The organism is Pararhizobium sp. LjRoot255 (genome assembly GCF_964252905.1).
In the GTDB taxonomy this organism is placed as follows: domain Bacteria; phylum Pseudomonadota; class Alphaproteobacteria; order Rhizobiales; family Rhizobiaceae; genus Pararhizobium.
Genome location: NZ_CAXUPQ020000001.1, coordinates 3047594 through 3063076, shown reverse-complemented (window position 1 = coordinate 3063076; position 15483 = coordinate 3047594). Strand labels below are relative to the sequence as shown.

General features: G+C 61.6%; 14 protein-coding genes and 1 riboswitch. Of the genes, 6 read left to right on the top strand and 8 right to left on the bottom strand.

All coding sequences use genetic code 11. The features are described 5' to 3' along the window. Positions 1–75 precede the first annotated feature (75 nt). Both ACSQ2W_RS14745 and ACSQ2W_RS14740 read right to left on the bottom strand, forming a co-directional pair. A complete protein-coding gene (locus tag ACSQ2W_RS14745) occupies positions 76–1641 on the bottom strand; it encodes an amino acid permease (RefSeq protein ID WP_436086917.1) in 1566 nt (521 codons plus the stop codon). A gap of 114 nt (positions 1642–1755) precedes the next feature. Next, a complete protein-coding gene (locus tag ACSQ2W_RS14740; RefSeq protein WP_436087795.1) occupies positions 1756–2523 on the bottom strand; it encodes an N-formylglutamate amidohydrolase in 768 nt (255 codons plus the stop codon). Positions 2524–2754: 231 nt separating this feature from the next. Between ACSQ2W_RS14740 and ACSQ2W_RS14735 the strand changes: the two genes are divergently transcribed. The 6 genes from ACSQ2W_RS14735 (at position 2755) to ACSQ2W_RS14710 (ending at position 8639) form a co-directional block, all read left to right on the top strand. Beyond that, positions 2755–3612: a MurR/RpiR family transcriptional regulator gene (locus tag ACSQ2W_RS14735; RefSeq protein ID WP_436087794.1), complete on the top strand. Its 858-nt coding sequence runs from the start codon at positions 2755–2757 to the stop codon at positions 3610–3612. A 241-nt stretch (positions 3613–3853) separates the two neighbouring features. Further along, on the top strand, positions 3854–4957 hold the full coding sequence (locus ACSQ2W_RS14730) for an ABC transporter substrate-binding protein (RefSeq protein WP_436086916.1): 1104 nt from the start codon (positions 3854–3856) through the stop codon (positions 4955–4957). A gap of 71 nt (positions 4958–5028) precedes the next feature. Further along, complete coding sequence (locus ACSQ2W_RS14725; RefSeq protein ID WP_436080812.1) at positions 5029–5901, top strand: ABC transporter permease; 873 nt, start codon at positions 5029–5031, stop codon at positions 5899–5901. Beyond that, on the top strand, positions 5898–6686 hold the full coding sequence (locus ACSQ2W_RS14720; protein ID WP_436086915.1) for an ABC transporter permease: 789 nt from the start codon (positions 5898–5900) through the stop codon (positions 6684–6686). The genes ACSQ2W_RS14725 and ACSQ2W_RS14720 overlap by 4 nt, the downstream gene beginning before the upstream one ends. A gap of 14 nt (positions 6687–6700) precedes the next feature. Beyond that, on the top strand, positions 6701–7762 hold the full coding sequence (locus tag ACSQ2W_RS14715; protein WP_436086914.1) for an ABC transporter ATP-binding protein: 1062 nt from the start codon (positions 6701–6703) through the stop codon (positions 7760–7762). A 125-nt stretch (positions 7763–7887) separates the two neighbouring features. Beyond that, positions 7888–8070, top strand: a riboswitch (FMN riboswitch). A gap of 95 nt (positions 8071–8165) precedes the next feature. Beyond that, a complete protein-coding gene (locus ACSQ2W_RS14710) occupies positions 8166–8639 on the top strand; it encodes a 6,7-dimethyl-8-ribityllumazine synthase (protein WP_436086913.1) in 474 nt (157 codons plus the stop codon). 86 nt (positions 8640–8725) lie between these two features. Here ACSQ2W_RS14710 and ACSQ2W_RS14705 read toward each other — a convergent pair whose 3' ends face one another. From ACSQ2W_RS14705 to ACSQ2W_RS14680, 6 genes are all read right to left on the bottom strand, one after another. Then, positions 8726–9532, bottom strand: coding sequence for a class I SAM-dependent methyltransferase (locus ACSQ2W_RS14705; protein WP_436086912.1), 807 nt, complete (start codon positions 9530–9532; stop codon positions 8726–8728). Positions 9533–9634: 102 nt separating this feature from the next. Next, positions 9635–11296, bottom strand: coding sequence for a urocanate hydratase (locus ACSQ2W_RS14700; protein ID WP_436086911.1), 1662 nt, complete (start codon positions 11294–11296; stop codon positions 9635–9637). A 100-nt stretch (positions 11297–11396) separates the two neighbouring features. After that, on the bottom strand, positions 11397–11726 hold the full coding sequence (locus ACSQ2W_RS14695; protein ID WP_436086910.1) for a TfoX/Sxy family protein: 330 nt from the start codon (positions 11724–11726) through the stop codon (positions 11397–11399). Positions 11727–11738: 12 nt separating this feature from the next. Next, positions 11739–12836 carry a DUF917 domain-containing protein gene (locus ACSQ2W_RS14690; protein WP_436086909.1) on the bottom strand — a complete coding sequence of 366 codons (1098 nt, stop codon included), beginning with the start codon at positions 12834–12836 and terminating at the stop codon, positions 11739–11741. Beyond that, entirely contained in the window at positions 12836–14095 is a 1260-nt protein-coding gene (locus ACSQ2W_RS14685; RefSeq protein ID WP_436087793.1) for a Zn-dependent hydrolase, read from the bottom strand. Before ACSQ2W_RS14685 ends, ACSQ2W_RS14690 begins: the two co-directional genes overlap by 1 nt. An 8-nt stretch (positions 14096–14103) precedes the next feature. After that, positions 14104–15483 (bottom strand): dihydroorotase, encoded by a 1380-nt coding sequence (locus ACSQ2W_RS14680; protein WP_436086908.1) that lies wholly within the window; start codon positions 15481–15483, stop codon positions 14104–14106.

Here is a 15483-nt window from a genome sequence, read left to right as displayed (position 1 = left end):
TGGGCGCCCGGCGCCGTCTGGTTGGCACAACAGACCGGCGGACAAGCCGCCGGCCCAGATCTTGATCCGTCACGATCAGGCTTCGCCCACGGCCTTTTCGGCAGCCAGGATAACGGCCTTGCGCTTTTCGATCATGTCGCCGATCGGCGGCCCCTGGAAGCGCTTGGCTTCAAAGGCGAACCAGATGATCACCGCCAGCACGATCAAGCCCAGCGTGACGGCAAATACCTTGTCATTCGGCGGCTGGATGGCGATGTAGATGATGACAACCATGCCGATGGCGGCAAGCGTGGCGATCAGCTTGTAGAGACCGGCGCCGAGATCCCATGGGCCTGCAGCCGGCCATTTCGACGTACCGTAAGCAAAGATGCCGAGCACGATCGGGAACACGAAGGACAGGAACAGGAAGATCAGGGTGGCGTTGACGACCGTGACGTAGAGGCTGGCCTCACCGACCGAGATGAACAGCGCACCCCAGACGAAAAGCACCTCGAGAATACCGGCCGTCCAGATCGCCGTGACCGGCGTGCGGTACTTCGGGCTGACCGAGGACAGCGCCTTGGAACCAACCGGCAGACCCTTGTCACGCGAAAAAGCGAAGATCATGCGTGATGCCGACGTGACCGTGGCAAGGCCGCAGAGGAACTGCGCGATGAAGATCGCGATGAACAGGATCGTGACCAGCCATGCAGGCATGATCGTGTTGACCGTATAGAAGAACACGTTCCAGCCCTGCTTTGCACCTTCCGCCATATCCGGAATGGCGATGACAAAGGCGCTCAGCATGATCCAGCCCGCCAGCGACGACCAGACCACAGAAGATACCATCGAGCGCGGCACCGAATGAGCCGCTTTCTTGGTTTCCTCGGAAGTGTGCGCGGACGCGTCATACCCCGTGATGGTGTAGATTGGGAGCAGAAGGCCAAGCCCGAAAATATACCACATGCTTTCGGATCGCGGCCAGACGTTACCGCCGATCTCACCCGAATTGTTGGTGAACGTCCAAAGGCGGCTGAAATCCCAGGTGGGTGCAAAATACAGGCAGGCGATGGTCAGAACGGCCGCTGTTACCAGGATCAAGGAACCTGAAAAATCGGTGAGCTTGGCCGTGAGGCTGATGCCAAAATGGTTGATCATGACCTGCACGAGTGTAAAGCCTGCGACAAGCAGGACCTGGGTTGCAGGCGACACGAGGCCGTCTTCCCCGAGAAGACCGAGTTGCGCGCCGAACGTACCGCCAAGGAATAGAGCCGTACCGATGTTGATAGCGCCCAGAACGGTGATCAGCCCGAGCAGATTGAGCCATGCCGTCAGCCAGCCGGTGAAGCGGTTCCCCAGAATGGACGACCAATGATAGAGACCGCCGGCTGTCGGATAGGCCGAAGCGATCTGGGCCATGCCCAACGCAAAGAAGCCGGAGATAATGCACCCGACCGGCCAGCCGATTCCGATTGCAGCACCACCGACGCCGGATGTTGCCTGCGCCAGTGAGTTGATGCCACCCGACAGAATGCAGATGATCGAAAATGAAATGGCGAAGTTCGAGAACGAACTCATGCTCCGTTCGAGTTCTTGAGCGTAGCCCATCGAATGCAGGACGTGGATGTCCTGCGTCTTGTCTGTATCTGTATAGTCTGACATCTTTTTCCCCTATATCGACCAGCCTCCGGCGGTATTGCCGGCCGGCTGCAGTGCCAGTGTCCATGGATGCCCATGGACCAGTCTCCGCGGACATGCCGCTCCCCAGGTCTATTTTTATAACGACAGTGCCTGAAGGCTTTCGCCCAGCAGGCCCGTCAGATAGCCGGCCATGACCTTTTGACCGGCTTCATCCTGTATGAGATCGTTGCGGATCTCGATCATTACGTTGAGCAGACCGTTCTTCACGCCGTGCTCGATCAGTGTATGCGTCACGCCATCGGCTGGCCCATAGGGCTCGTTGCGGCGAACGTCGTAGCGCTTCGTCCTCTCGGCCACCGCCAGCATGGAGGCGGCCAGCCTTTTGTCCGTGTCATGCAGAATGCCGACTTCGACGCCGCGCTGCCTGCCGTGATAGACGGGCGTGAAACTGTGCATCGTCACCAGCACCGGTAGCCGTCCGCTCGCCTTGCGCGCCGCGATGAAATCCGCGAGTTCATCCCGGAACGGCACGTAGAGCGCATCCGTGCGCGCCTGGCGCTCTGACGCTGAAATCGCAGCATTGCCCGGTATCTCGAACACTTCGCTAACGGGCGGCATGGCAGCTTCCGCCTCCGGAGGGCGATTGCAATCGTAGACCAGGCGTGAAAAGCGCTGATAGATCAGCGCAGCATCGAGGCTTTTCACCAGGAGCTGGGACACGGCAAGCGCCCCCGGATCCCAGGCGATGTGGCTGGACAGGGCGTCGGGCGAAAGACCGAGCGTCCCCATTTTCTCGGGAAGACGGCGCGATGCGTGCTCGCATACCAGCAGAAACGGGCTCAATGCCTCCGGATTTTCCACCGCGACGGGCGACCCCTCCGCCTCTGTCAAAAGCTTCATCAGATGCGATTTCCTTTTCAGTTGCCCCTCAGAACTGAAAGCAGGCCCGGCAAAAAGGGGCCGCAGCATTCGTTAATGAAAAGAATTCTTCACAGTCCTCCCCATGTCAACCGAAATCTGAAACGATCTCTTCAAAAAACCCATTGACTCCAATTGTGACAGCGATGTTTACTCTGTCACAAAGCTGGCAAAGACCGGCTCAGGGGATCGATATTGACAAGCTCTGAAGGCACTATGACGGTGTCGGATGTGATCAACGCCCATTTCTCCGTGCTGACGCGCGCGGAGAAGCAGTTGGCGGCGACGCTTCTCGACAATTACCCGGTTTCCGGACTCGGCAGCATCACGACTGTTGCCGAGAATGCAGGCGTGTCGACACCGACCGTTGCCCGCATGGTGCAGAAGATCGGTTTCCGCGGTTTTCCCGATTTCCAGTCCCGCCTTCATCAGGAGCTGGAGGCGACAATCTCCAATCCGATCAGCAAGCACGACCGCTGGGCGGCCAATGCGCCGGGCACGCATATCCTCAATCGTTTCGCCGACGCAATGATGAACAACATGCGCGCCACTCTCGCCCAACTCGAAACGGCTGAGTTCGACGGCGCGGCCGCGATGATTGCCGACCGCAAGCGCAATATCTATCTGGTTGGCGGCCGTATCACCGGTGCGCTGGCCGATTATTTCTTCACGCACCTGCAGGTCATTCGCTCCGGCGTGACCCAGATCGCCACCAATTCCAGTTCCTGGCCGCACTACGTGCTCGACATGAAGAAGGGCGACGTCCTGATCATGTTCGATATCCGCCGCTATGAGCAGGAGATGGAGACGCTGGCCCGCATCGCCCGCGAGCGCGGCGTCGAAATCATTCTCTTCACCGACCAGTGGAGCTCTCCGATTGCCAAGTCAGCACGACGTGTTTTCCGCATCCAGATCGAAGCACCGTCCGCATGGGACAGCTCGGTCGTCATTCTTTTTGCCGTCGAGGCGCTGATCGAGGCCGTGCAGAGTTCCATCTGGAACGAGACGCGCGACCGGATGAAAACGCTCGAGGGCCTGTTCGATTCAACACGGCTTTTTCGCAAGCCGCTTTAAAAGGAGCACGAAACAGCGACGTGACGCCGGATTCCGGCGAAGGATGTCGCGAACCGCAATTCAACAGTGGTATAATTGCCGCCTGCATCCAGGCGGATTCAAATTTTGAAAATGAAATGAAGGTGTTCTGGCTGCGCATGTCTCGTCGCAAAGGGAACACTGCCCGTCACATAAGCTTCATCGGACCCCAGTATCAGCTTCCACCGAAGCTGCCTGATATAACCACAAGAGGAGAAGACCCGTGATTTCACATATGCGCCGCTTGCTTTCGCTTTCAACCGCCATGGTCATGGCATCGACCGCCATTGCCGCCGCCGAGCCGAGCGCCGAACTTATTGCCGCCGCCAAGGCAGAAGGCACGCTGACCACCATCGCCCTGCCCCACGACTGGTGCGGCTACGGCGGCGTCATCGAAGGCTTCAAGGCCAAGTACGGCCTGACCGTTAACGAACTCAACCCGGACGCCGGTTCGGGCGATGAAATCGAAGCCATCAAGGCCAACAAGGACAACAAGGGCGACCAGGCTCCCGACGTTATCGACGTCGGCCTCTCCTTCGGCCCGTCCGCAAAGGCGGACAAGCTGATCCAGCCCTACAAGGTCGAAACCTGGGACACGATCCCGGATTCGGCCAAGGACGCTGAAGGCTACTGGTATGGCGACTATTACGGCGTCATGGCCTTCGAAGTGAACAAGGACCTCGTCAAGGAAAGCCCGAAGGACTGGGCCGACCTCCTGAAGCCGGAATTCGCCAACATGGTCGCCCTTGCCGGTGATCCGCGCACCGCAAACCAGGCCATCTCCGGCGTGTTCGCAGCCGGTCTTTCGGCTGCTGGCGGCGACGTCGCCAAGGCCGGCGAAGCGGGCCTCGCCTTCTTCAAGGAACTGAACTCGAAGGGTAACTTCGTCCCGGTCATCGGCAAGTCCGCTCCGCTCGCTCAGGGCACGACGCCGATCATCCTGCGCTGGGACTACAACGCGCTCGCCGACCGTGACACGCTTGCCGGCAACCCGCCGGTCGACGTCGTCGTGCCGGAGACGGGCGTTGTCGCCGGTGTCTACGTCCAGGCAATCTCGGCCTACGCCCCCCACCCGAATGCTGCCAAGCTGTGGATGGAATACCTTTATTCCGACGAAGGTCAACTCGGCTGGCTGAAGGGCTATTGCCACCCGATCCGCTTCAACGATCTCGCCAAGAACGGCAAGATCCCGCAGGATCTGCTCGCCAAGCTGCCGCCGGCCGCGTCCTATGAAAAGGCCGTGTTCCCGACACTCGAAGAACAGGAAGCCTACAAGGAAGTCATCACCAAGGGCTGGGATACCGTCGTCGGCGCGAACGTACAGTAAGGCTATCGCATCAAGGCCTTCCCGCGACCGCGCGGGGAGGCCATTTCTCAATTTAGCAAATCGGTTTTTGGATGAGTGCTCGACAGGCCATTGATTTAAAGAAGACGGCGATTGATTGGCTCGGCATTTTGCCATTCATGATATTTGCCTTGATGTTCCTGGTCGCTCCGACACTCTATCTGGTGACTGGCGCGTTCCTGAACCCAGCCGGCGAGTTCACCTTCGACAACATTTCCGGTCTCTTCACCGACAAGATTCTGGCCTCCTACTGGATTTCAATAAAGGTCAGCCTCGCGTCGTCGCTGGGCGGTGCTTTCATCGGCTTCTTTCTCGCCTGGGCCGTCGTGCTCGGTGGCCTGCCCTCCTGGATCCGCTCCTCGCTCCTGACCTTTTCCGGCGTCGCATCCAATTTCGCCGGCGTGCCGCTGGCCTTCGCCTTTCTTGCCACGCTTGGCCGCACCGGCCTCGTGACGCTTTTGCTGCGCGACTGGTTCGGCATCAATCTCTACGCCACCGGCTTCAACCTGTTGAGCTTCATCGGCCTGACGCTAACCTACATGTATTTCCAGATCCCGCTGATGGTGCTGATCATCACGCCGGCGCTCGATGGCATGAAGAAGGAATGGCGGGAAGCGGCGGAAATCCTCGGCGCGACCAATACACAATACTGGATGAAAGTGGCGCTGCCGATCCTGTTCCCGAGCATCCTCGGCACGACGCTGCTTCTCTTCGCCAATGCCTTCGGCGCCATCGCCACGGCTTACTCGCTGACCGGCTCGACCTTCAACATCGTGCCGATCCAGCTCTATGCGCAGATCCGCGGTGACGTGCTGCACAATCCGAACCTCGGCTATGCACTGGCGCTCGGCATGATCGTCATCACCGGCATTTCCAACCTCATCTACATCTGGCTCCGCATGCGCGCCGAACGGTGGCAGAAATGAAGACACAGAAGATTGGCGCCTGGATCGCTATCCTTTTCGGCGCGTCCTATTTCATCATCCCCTTGATCGCGACGTTCGAATTCTCCTTGCGCATGCGCCGTGGCGAATATTCCTTCGACGCCTATCGCTCGGTGTTCTCCGACGTCCAGTTCCGGGAATCCTTCAGCTACTCGATCGTCATGGCGATCCTCACCATCATCTTCGGCATCCTGCTGGTAGTGCCGACCGCCTACTGGGTTCGCCTGCGCCTGCCGCAGATGCGGCCGGTGGTCGAATTCGTCACGCTGATGCCGCTGGTCATCCCGGCGATCGTCATCGTGTTCGGCTACCTGCGCCTCTACAACTCGTCGTCCTATATCCCCTTCACGGGCTCGGCACGCGGCACCGATACGCTTCTGATGTTCTCGTTCATGACACTGTCGCTGCCCTATATGTACCGCTCGGTCGATACCGCGATGCGCACCATCGACGTCGGCACCCTGACGGAAGCGGCGCAGAGCCTGGGCGCATCCTGGCCGACCATCATGTTCAAATGCATTTTTCCGAACGTCATGAGCGGCGTTCTCTCCGGCGCCTTCATCACCTTTGCCATCGTCATCGGCGAATTCACCATGCCGTCGCTGCTCAACCGCCCGGCCTTTGGTCCCTATCTGCAGCTCATCGGCGCCAACCGCGCCTATGAGCCGCCGGCGCTTGCGATCATCGCTTTCGCGATCACCTGGCTCTCGATGGCGCTTTTGCAGCTCGCCTCCCGTTTCAACAAATCGGCTCCTCCCAAGCCCTGAGGTATTGATCGTCCATGTCCTTTCTCAAACTCACCGGCATTCAGAAGAGCTTCGGCCCCGTCCAGGTCGTCAAGGATTTCGACATGGCCATCGAAAAGGGAGAATTCGTCTCCTTTCTCGGCCCGTCGGGCTGCGGCAAGACGACAATTCTGAGAATGATCGCCGGCTTCGAAGCGCCATCGGCCGGAACGGTCGTCATCAACGACCGCAACCAGAACGAACTGAAGCCGAACCAGCGCAATATCGGCATGGTCTTCCAGGCCTATGCGCTGTTCCCGAACATGACGGTACACGACAACGTCGCCTTCGGCCTGAAGGTCGCCGGCATGGACAAGGCGGCCGTCGAAGCGCGCGTCAAGGAAATGCTGGGGCTCATCCATCTCGGCCACCTCGCCGACCGCTTTCCCTATCAGATGTCCGGCGGCCAGCAGCAGCGCGTGGCCCTCGCCCGGGCCCTTGCGCCGAAACCGCAGGTGCTTCTGCTCGACGAGCCGCTGTCGGCCCTCGACGCCAAGATCCGCGTCTCCCTGCGCGAGGAAATCCGGATGATCCAGCAGCAGCTCGGCATCACCACCGTTTTCGTCACGCACGACCAGGAAGAGGCGCTGTCGATCTCCGACCGCATCGTCGTGATGAACGCTGGCCGCGCCGACCAGATCGGCACGCCGTTCGACATCTACAACAAGCCGGCGACGCGCTTCGTTGCTTCCTTCGTCGGCACGCTGAATCTGATTGAGGCGAAGGTCGTCGATCCCGCGGCAAATCGCATCGCGATCGGCGATCAGAGCATCACGCTGCGCGAGCCTCTCGGCCCGGTCAAGGCCGGCGACACGGTTTCGCTGGCGCTGCGGCCCGAAGCGGGCTCGATCGCCGAGGGCGCAAAGGGTGACACCGCACTGACCGGTGAAGTTGTTTCCAGCAACTTCCTCGGCTCCGTCATCCGCACCCGCATGAAGGTCGGCGAGGAGGTGATTTCCTTCGACATGTTCAACGCACCGGGCCTCAACCCGCCGGCCGTCGGCGACGTCGTCACCCTGCGATTTACGGCGAGCGATCTGCTGATCATTCGCGAATAACGATCCGCGATCCCGCAAAAATATGTTCCGGGCGACAGATTGATTGGAAAAATCTGTCGCCTTTTTCGCTGCGCGCGTCGCACCCCGCGTTTGACGCCCGCACGCCGATCCTTATAGTCAGCCTTGCACGTTCTCAGGGCGGGGTGAAACTCCCCACCGGCGGTAACGGGAAGAAATTTCCGGAGCCCGCGAGCGCTTCATATGCCCGTATGCCCGCATACCTGTATGCCCGCATATCTGTATGAAGGTCAGCAGATCCGGTTGAATTCCGGAGCCGACGGTTAAAGTCCGGATGAAAGAGAGCAAGCAGACCAGGCGACCTCCATCCAAGGGGTCACTGCGCCTGCGTGTTCGCCCAAGGGATCATTGAAAAATGGCTCAACCCTTGAAAGGCCAGACTGACATGACAATCGCTTCCCACCCCACCCAGAAAATCGCCATCATCCGCGCGCGTTGGCACGCCGATATCGTCGATCAATGCGTCAACGCCTTCGTCGCCCAATGGGAAAAGCTCGGCGGCAAGGCATCGGAGGTCGAAATCTTCGACGTACCCGGCGCGCTTGAAATTCCGCTGCATGCGCAGACGCTCGCGAAAACCGGCCGCTTCTCGGCCATCATCGGCTCGGCATTCGTCGTCGACGGCGGCATCTACCGCCACGATTTCGTCGCTGGCACCGTGCTTGACGGCATGATGCGGGTGCAGCTCGACACCGGCGTGCCCGTCCTGTCCACCGTACTCACACCGCACAATTTCCAGGAATCGGAAGCCCATATCCGCTTCTTCCGCGACCATTTCGTCGTCAAGGGTGTGGAAGCCGCCAACGCCTGCTCGCAGATCCTGCAGGCGCGGGCCCAGTTGGCGCTCGTCGACGCCTGATCAGGACGGCGCGGTATCCTGAAAGTGGTGCCGCGCCGCAGCCATCGCGATCATCCGCGAAGTAGGGCGGCTCCGAAAGCCGGCCATCAGGCGAAGGGAACGACGCCCCGACAAGCCCAGGCCACCGCTGCAAACGACCTTGGTCCGTCGGGCTGACCCGCCTCATAGGCGGCCTTCACCGCAGCGTCAGTAACTTTCCGTTGTGTAGGGGCAAGCGCAGCCACATACTTGCCCAGCGGCCCCTCGCCCGCGGCAATGGGCTCCCAGTAATCTTCGAACGACTGGTAGTCCATTCGGATCAGGAGCGAGGCCTGCTCCACCTCCGTGAGCCCATGCTCGATGAAGCTCTGCTTCATTTCGTCCGGCCGCATCATCGGCTGGAAACAATAGTGGCTCCGCAGTTGGCGCGCATTTTCGTCCAGCATGGCCACGGTATCCACCATCATTCGCATGCCCGGCATGCCGCCGAGGTGGTCCCAGACCGCGGCGGCGACCACACCACCCGGACGCACGACGCGCCGCATTTCGGAGATCGCCTTTCCCGCCTCGGGTACGAAGTGGAGAACCAGAAGCGACAGCGCTCGATCGAAGTACCCGTCCTTAAACGGAAGGGCGCACGCATCTGCTTCCTGGATGGTGATCCGCGGATCGGCGTTGCGCCGTGTCGCTTCCTCGACAAAGACAGGCGAATAGTCGATCGCGGCAATCTCGCTGACATTGGCAGCTTTCGGAAGCGCAAATGTCAGGCTGCCAGTCCCGCACCCCACGTCGAGGACACGTTCGCCATCCGCCAGACCTGCGAAGTCGATCAGACGAGGTGCGAGCTGCCGGCTCCAGCGCCCCATGAGTTGCTCATAACCAGACGCGCTGCGGACATTGAAGTTCGACGTCATGGAAGCCTCCTCCAAACGGACATGCTACCGCGCGCCATGATCATTGCCAAGGCGTCAGCCATCGACCTCCGAAGGCTCCGCGAGCGAGACGCAGTCCTCGCGTCAACTCAAGCCGATATACCCGATCCCCTTCTTGCCGATCTCGTCCATCGACTCCTCGTACCCAGCATCCGCATAGCGGATGACACCCAGCGACGTATCGTTCGTCAGCGCATGCCTCAGCCGTTCCGCCCCGCTCTCCGTGCCATCGGCAACGACAGTCACGCCACAGCTGGTCATGTAGCCGGCATAGCCGCCGCCGCCGGAGTGGACGACGACGAGATCCGCCATGGAGGAGCAGAGCAGCATGGCATCAAGCAGCGGCCAGTCGGCGATGGCATCGGAGCCGTCCTTCATCCGCTCGGTCATGATATTGGGATGCGCCATGGCGCCGGCGTCGAGATGGTCGCGGGAAAAGGCGATCGGGGCCTTGAGCTCGCCGGACGCAACCAGCGCGTTGACGGCGAGCGCGAGTTCCGTGCGTTCGCCGTGGCCGAGCCAGGCGATGCGGGCGGGCAGGCCCTCGAAGGGCACGTTTTCCCGTGCCAGCCTGATCCAGTTGGTGACGATCTTGTTGTCGGGGAACATCTCCAAGAGCAGATCATCGATGCGCGCGATGTCGCTCTCCTCGCCGGACAACGCCATCCAGCGGAAAGGCCCGATGGCGCGGGCAAACAGCGGTCTGAGATACGCCTCGGTGAAGATGCGGATGTCGAAAGCGTTCGATACGCCGCCCTCGCGCGCCTGGGTGCGGATCAGGTTGCCGTTGTCGAAGACTTCTGCGCCCTTCGCCTGAAACTCCAGCATCGCCTTGACATGATCGGCGATCGAGGCGCGGCTGGCAGCCATCAATTGGCCCTGCCCCTCGACCCGCAGCCGTTTCACCTCCTCGATACTCATGCCCTTCGGTACATAGCCGTAGACCAGGTCATGCGCCGAGGTCTGGTCGGTGACGATATCGGGCACGATGCCACGTCTGGCGATTTCCGGATAGAGCGTCGCAGCATTGCCGACGAGACCGATGGAGGTGGCGCGCTTTTCTTTTACGGCTTGGTCGATCATGGCGAGCGCCGTGTCGAGGTCCGGTGCCACATGTTCGAGATAGCCGATGTCTTTTCGCTTTTCGGCGCGCACGGGATCGATGTCGATGCAGAGGATCGCAGCCCCCGCCATGCGACCGGCGAGCGGCTGCGCGCCACCCATGCCGCCGAGACCGGCGGTCAGGATGAAGCGTCCGGCGAGATCGCCGCCAAAGCGGTTTTCGGCGATCCGCATGAAGATTTCATAGGTGCCCTGGATGACGCCCTGGCTGCCGATATACTGCCATGCACCGGCCGTCAGGCCGCCCCAGCAGATCAGCCCCTGCCTCTCCAGTTCATAGAACACCTCGGCCTTCGCCCATTGGCCGACGATGTTGCAATTGGCCATGATGACGAGCGGCGCCTTCGCATGGGTCTTCAAGAGCCCCACCGGCTTGCCGGACTGGATCACCAGTGTCTGGTCCTCGTCCATTTCCAAAAGCGTCTTGACGATCGCCTTGTGGGACGCCCAGTTGCGCGCCGCCTTGCCGAGCGCCGCATAGACGACCAGATTGTCCGGGTCCTCGCCGACCGAAAGCACGTTTTCCAGAAGCCGCAGCAGCGCCTCCTGCCGCCAGCCCTTGGCACGCAACTCCGTGCCGCCGGGGATCGGGAAATTGGGGTGGCGTGGATTGGGTTTCGGCATCGCGGTTCTTCCTTCTTCTTATCTGCGAATCGTACCCCTGCCTCTCTCACCGCTCCCGCGGAAGAACTAGCGCAAAGAGGAGGTACGCATCGTTTGTCGTTCACTTCGGCGGCAGGGAGAGAACATAGGCGCGTGCCGCATCGAGCAGGCGCTTGCGCAGGGCATCGTCGCCGAAAGCTGCCGGGCCAGCGCGCACCCAACCGTTCATCTGACGATCACCCATCACCATGAGCTCGATGCCGGCAAGCGCTAGTGCCCAGCCATCATTGCCCTTGCCGAGGCGCACCAGCATGCCGTCGTTGCGCGCGCCGCAAAGAAGATTGCCGTCGAGGAGAAAGGCAAGGCCACCGAACATCGGCTTTTCGGAAAGCCCCGGCCTTTCACCAAGCTCCTGCCTGATCAGTTCCTCAAGACCGTGGTCGCGCGACATGACTCGTTCTCCTCATATCCGGCCGGACAAAGCATAGCGCGCCAGTTCAATCCCCATGGCCTTTTCGACCGGCGGATAGACCGACGGATCGAGCACGCTCGACGCCAGCGGGATCACCGTCTTCGACACATGCAGCACGAAGATCTTCATGCCCACCTGCAACTGGCCGACACTCAACGGGTCGCCTTCGGGCGACAGCGTCGTGATGACATCCGGGAAGGTCGCGAGCCGCACAGCTCCAGCATTCTCCACCGCCATGTATTCGTTCATGACGTGGAGTACCGTAGAGTCATCGCCCTTCCCTAGAGTCACCGTGCCGATATCGAAGGCTTCCTTGGTATAGACGACCGACTTGTCGGTGATCGTCCCCTCCGCGAGAATCGCACCGTTCGTCGTCTTGACGATCGCGTCGATAATGGCAGTGCCGCCCTTGCCTTCCGCTGCGATGATCGCTTCACCCAGAGTCAAGGCGAGAGAGATGCCTCCGAGCGCCGCATTGGCCTTGACGTAGGAAGCGCGCACCGGATTTCGGGCCGACGCGATGAAGCCGCCGGACATGTCGGAGGCCGTGCGCAGGATCGGCGATACTTTTGCCGTTGCACCGCGAACGACAAGCTCGATATAGCGGTTTTCCGCGCGGTTGCCGCCGGCGGCCGTCTGGATCATCGGGTCGGGTGATCCGGCAAGGCCGATCGAACCCATGTCGCCGGTCGGATGGGCGCGGATGTCACCGACAGCATCGACCACCTTCGTGCCGAGAATGGCCGACGGCAGCCAGCCGTTCAGCGTCGACGACTTGCCGTTCTGGCCGACGATCAGCCCGGCGATCTTTTCGCCGAGCGCCTCCTGCAGCAGTTGCACCGCCTTGACGTAGTCGACGCCGCGCATTTCCCAGGGCGTGGTCGAGGCCGGCGCACCGATCGCGGCTGCCGTCGCCACCCAGTCATTCGCATCGAGCTCATCGATGGACACGAGCTCCGGCTTGCCGATCGAGACCGCGGCATAGCCGAGCATGCGTCCGTGATCAGCCCATCCACCGCCGCCGGCGGCATAGACCGAGCCGCCCTTGACCGCCGCCTCGACGTCCTTTTCCGTCAGTATCCGCCCCATCAACACCCTCCCTGCAAATCCGCGTCGAGTTTCCTGACGGCCTCGAACAGGACCGCCGCACCGAGCGTGATGTCGTCATTGTCGGCCCATTCGTCAGGCGTGTGCGACCGGCCGTCCCTGCAGGCGATGAAGATCATCGCCGCTTTCGAAATCCGTGCCATCCAGGCAGTGTCGTGACCGGCTCCGGAGGCCATGCGCCGATGTTTTGCGCCGACACGGTCGCAGGCCGCTTCCAGATTGCGCAGCGCCAGCGGGTCGGCGGGCGTCGGAAAATTGTCGGAGATCAGTTTCGGCGAGGCGATCAACACGCCGGTATCGCGCTGGATATCGACAGCCATCTGGTCGATCTTGGCAATGAAGCGCTCCATATCGGTCCGCTGCTCCGCCCGTGCATCGATCAGCAGCCGCGCCCGCGACGGCACGACATTGGCCGCGTTCGGCTCGATCGAAAATTCGCCGACCGTCGCGGTGAAGTGCCCCTCACCCTTGGAAAATTCAGTCCCGAGGCGCTCGACTTCACCGACCAGCCGGGCCGCCGCCGTCAGCGCGTCGCGCCTGCGGCCCATCGGCGTCGTGCCCGCATGATCGGCCTGCCCCTCGAACAGGATTTCGATGCGGGTAGTGCCGGCGATGGCCGTGACGATACCCACATCGTAGCGCTCAGTTTCGAGCACCGGCCCCTGTTCGATATGCAACTCCAGAAAGGCCTTGATGTCCGATCGTTTCTGCTGGGCCAATCGCGAGGGGTCGCCGCCAGCATCGACCATGCCCTGGCGCAGCGTCAATTCCCCATGAGTCCGGCTCAGCCATCCGTCGGGGATCAGCCCCGCCATGCCGCGGCTGCCGATGCAGGAGACACCGAAGACCGACACTTCCTCGGCAAGGAAATCGACGACCTCAAGATCGTGATCGAGCCGGATGCCGGCATCATGCAATGCCTGCGCGACCTCCAGCGCCGCCGCCACGCCGGCGATGCCGTCGAACCGCCCGCCTTCCGGCACCGTATCCGAATGCGAGCCGAGCATGATCGTGCCGAGGCCGGACTTCCGGCCCTTGCGGCGGCCGATCAGGTTTCCCGACGCATCGATCCGGGTTTCGAGACCGGCGGCCTTGAAGCGCTGCTCGAGAAAGCTGCGCCCCTCCAGAAACAGCGGCGTGAAGGCGCGCCGCGTATAGGGCCGGTCCGGCTCGGTGATGCGGGCCAGCCCCTTGATGAGGTCGGCGATGCGCCGGGCATCGACCGGCAGATTGGTTTCGATCGCAGTCATCACACAGCCTCGCGCAGCGGCAGGCTCGCCAGCGGCCGGATGAACTCGCCGCCGCCAGGCGCGGCCAGCACGGTCTTGACGTCGAAGACGAGCCTGCCGCGATTATAGGCCGCAGCCACGCGCCATGGGAGCCGAATGCCATTGTAGGGCGACCAGCCGACGACGTTGTTGCCACTTTCAGCGGCGTCATAGGTGTAAGGCTCAGCAGTGAGAACGGCGATATCTGCGTCTTTCCCGATTTCGAGCGCGCCCTTGCGGTCATCGAGACGGAAATGCCGCGCGGGATTGCGCGCCATCAGTTCGGCCGCACGGGTCAGTGGAATGCCGCGCTCCAGCGCACCCTTGACGAAGAGCGGGAGCATCACTTCCAATCCCGGCACGCCGGAGGCATTGGCCAGCATGTCCGGATTGGTCTTGCGGTTTTCCGACCAGCTGACGTGATCGGTCGAGACGAGCGTCACATTACCGGCAGCCACATGCCGCCAGAGCTTTTCCACCTCGGCGCGAGGGCGGATCGGCGGATTGATCTTCGCCTTGCCACCGAGGCGCTTCACATCATTCTCCTCGTCGAGAACGAGGTAGTGGATGCAGCATTCGATGGTGGCGCGGTACCCTTGCGCCCGGTAGGCGGCGGCGATCTCGTAGCCGCGGCCGACGGAGCAATGCACCACATGGGCCGGGCAGCCGGTCGCGGCCCCCGTCTCGTAGATCTGGTTTGTGGCAAGCAGCTCCGTCAGCGGCGGCCGCGACAGGGCGTGTGCCCGGTAGCCGGTGATCCCGGACGCCTTGACCTTGTCGATCGCCGCCCGCACGGCTTCGTCATCTTCATTATGGACGCCTGCCGCCAGTCCAGTCGGCGCAATGGCGCGAAAACAGTCTTCCAGAAGACCGGCCGGAATGCGCGGAAAACGCTTTGGATCGGTGCCGAAGGTGGAGAACTTGAAGGCGGCAACACCCGCCGCGACCATCTCGGCAATCCGCGCCGGCCCCTCTTCGGGGTCGATCGTACCGTAGAGCGCAAAGTCCACGCGTGCTTGCGCTCCGGCGTGGGCGATCTTGCGCTTTACTGCATCGGCCGAGCAGACGAGATTGCCCTCGTCATAGGGCATGTCGACGATTGTCGTCACGCCGCCGGCGGCGGCCGAGCGCGTCGACCAGATGAAATCCTCCTGATCCTTCTGGCTCAGGGAATGCACCTGCGCATCGATGGCGCCCGGCAGGATGAGTGCCCGTCCCAGATCATGGCGCTCGCGCGCGGCGGGCATTGCGCCCTGCCCGACAAAGGCGATCTTGCCGTCACGCACCGCCACATGTCCGCCCTCGACGATACGGTCGGCAAGAACCACCGTGCCTTTGAGAACCAGGTCGAAATCAGACAT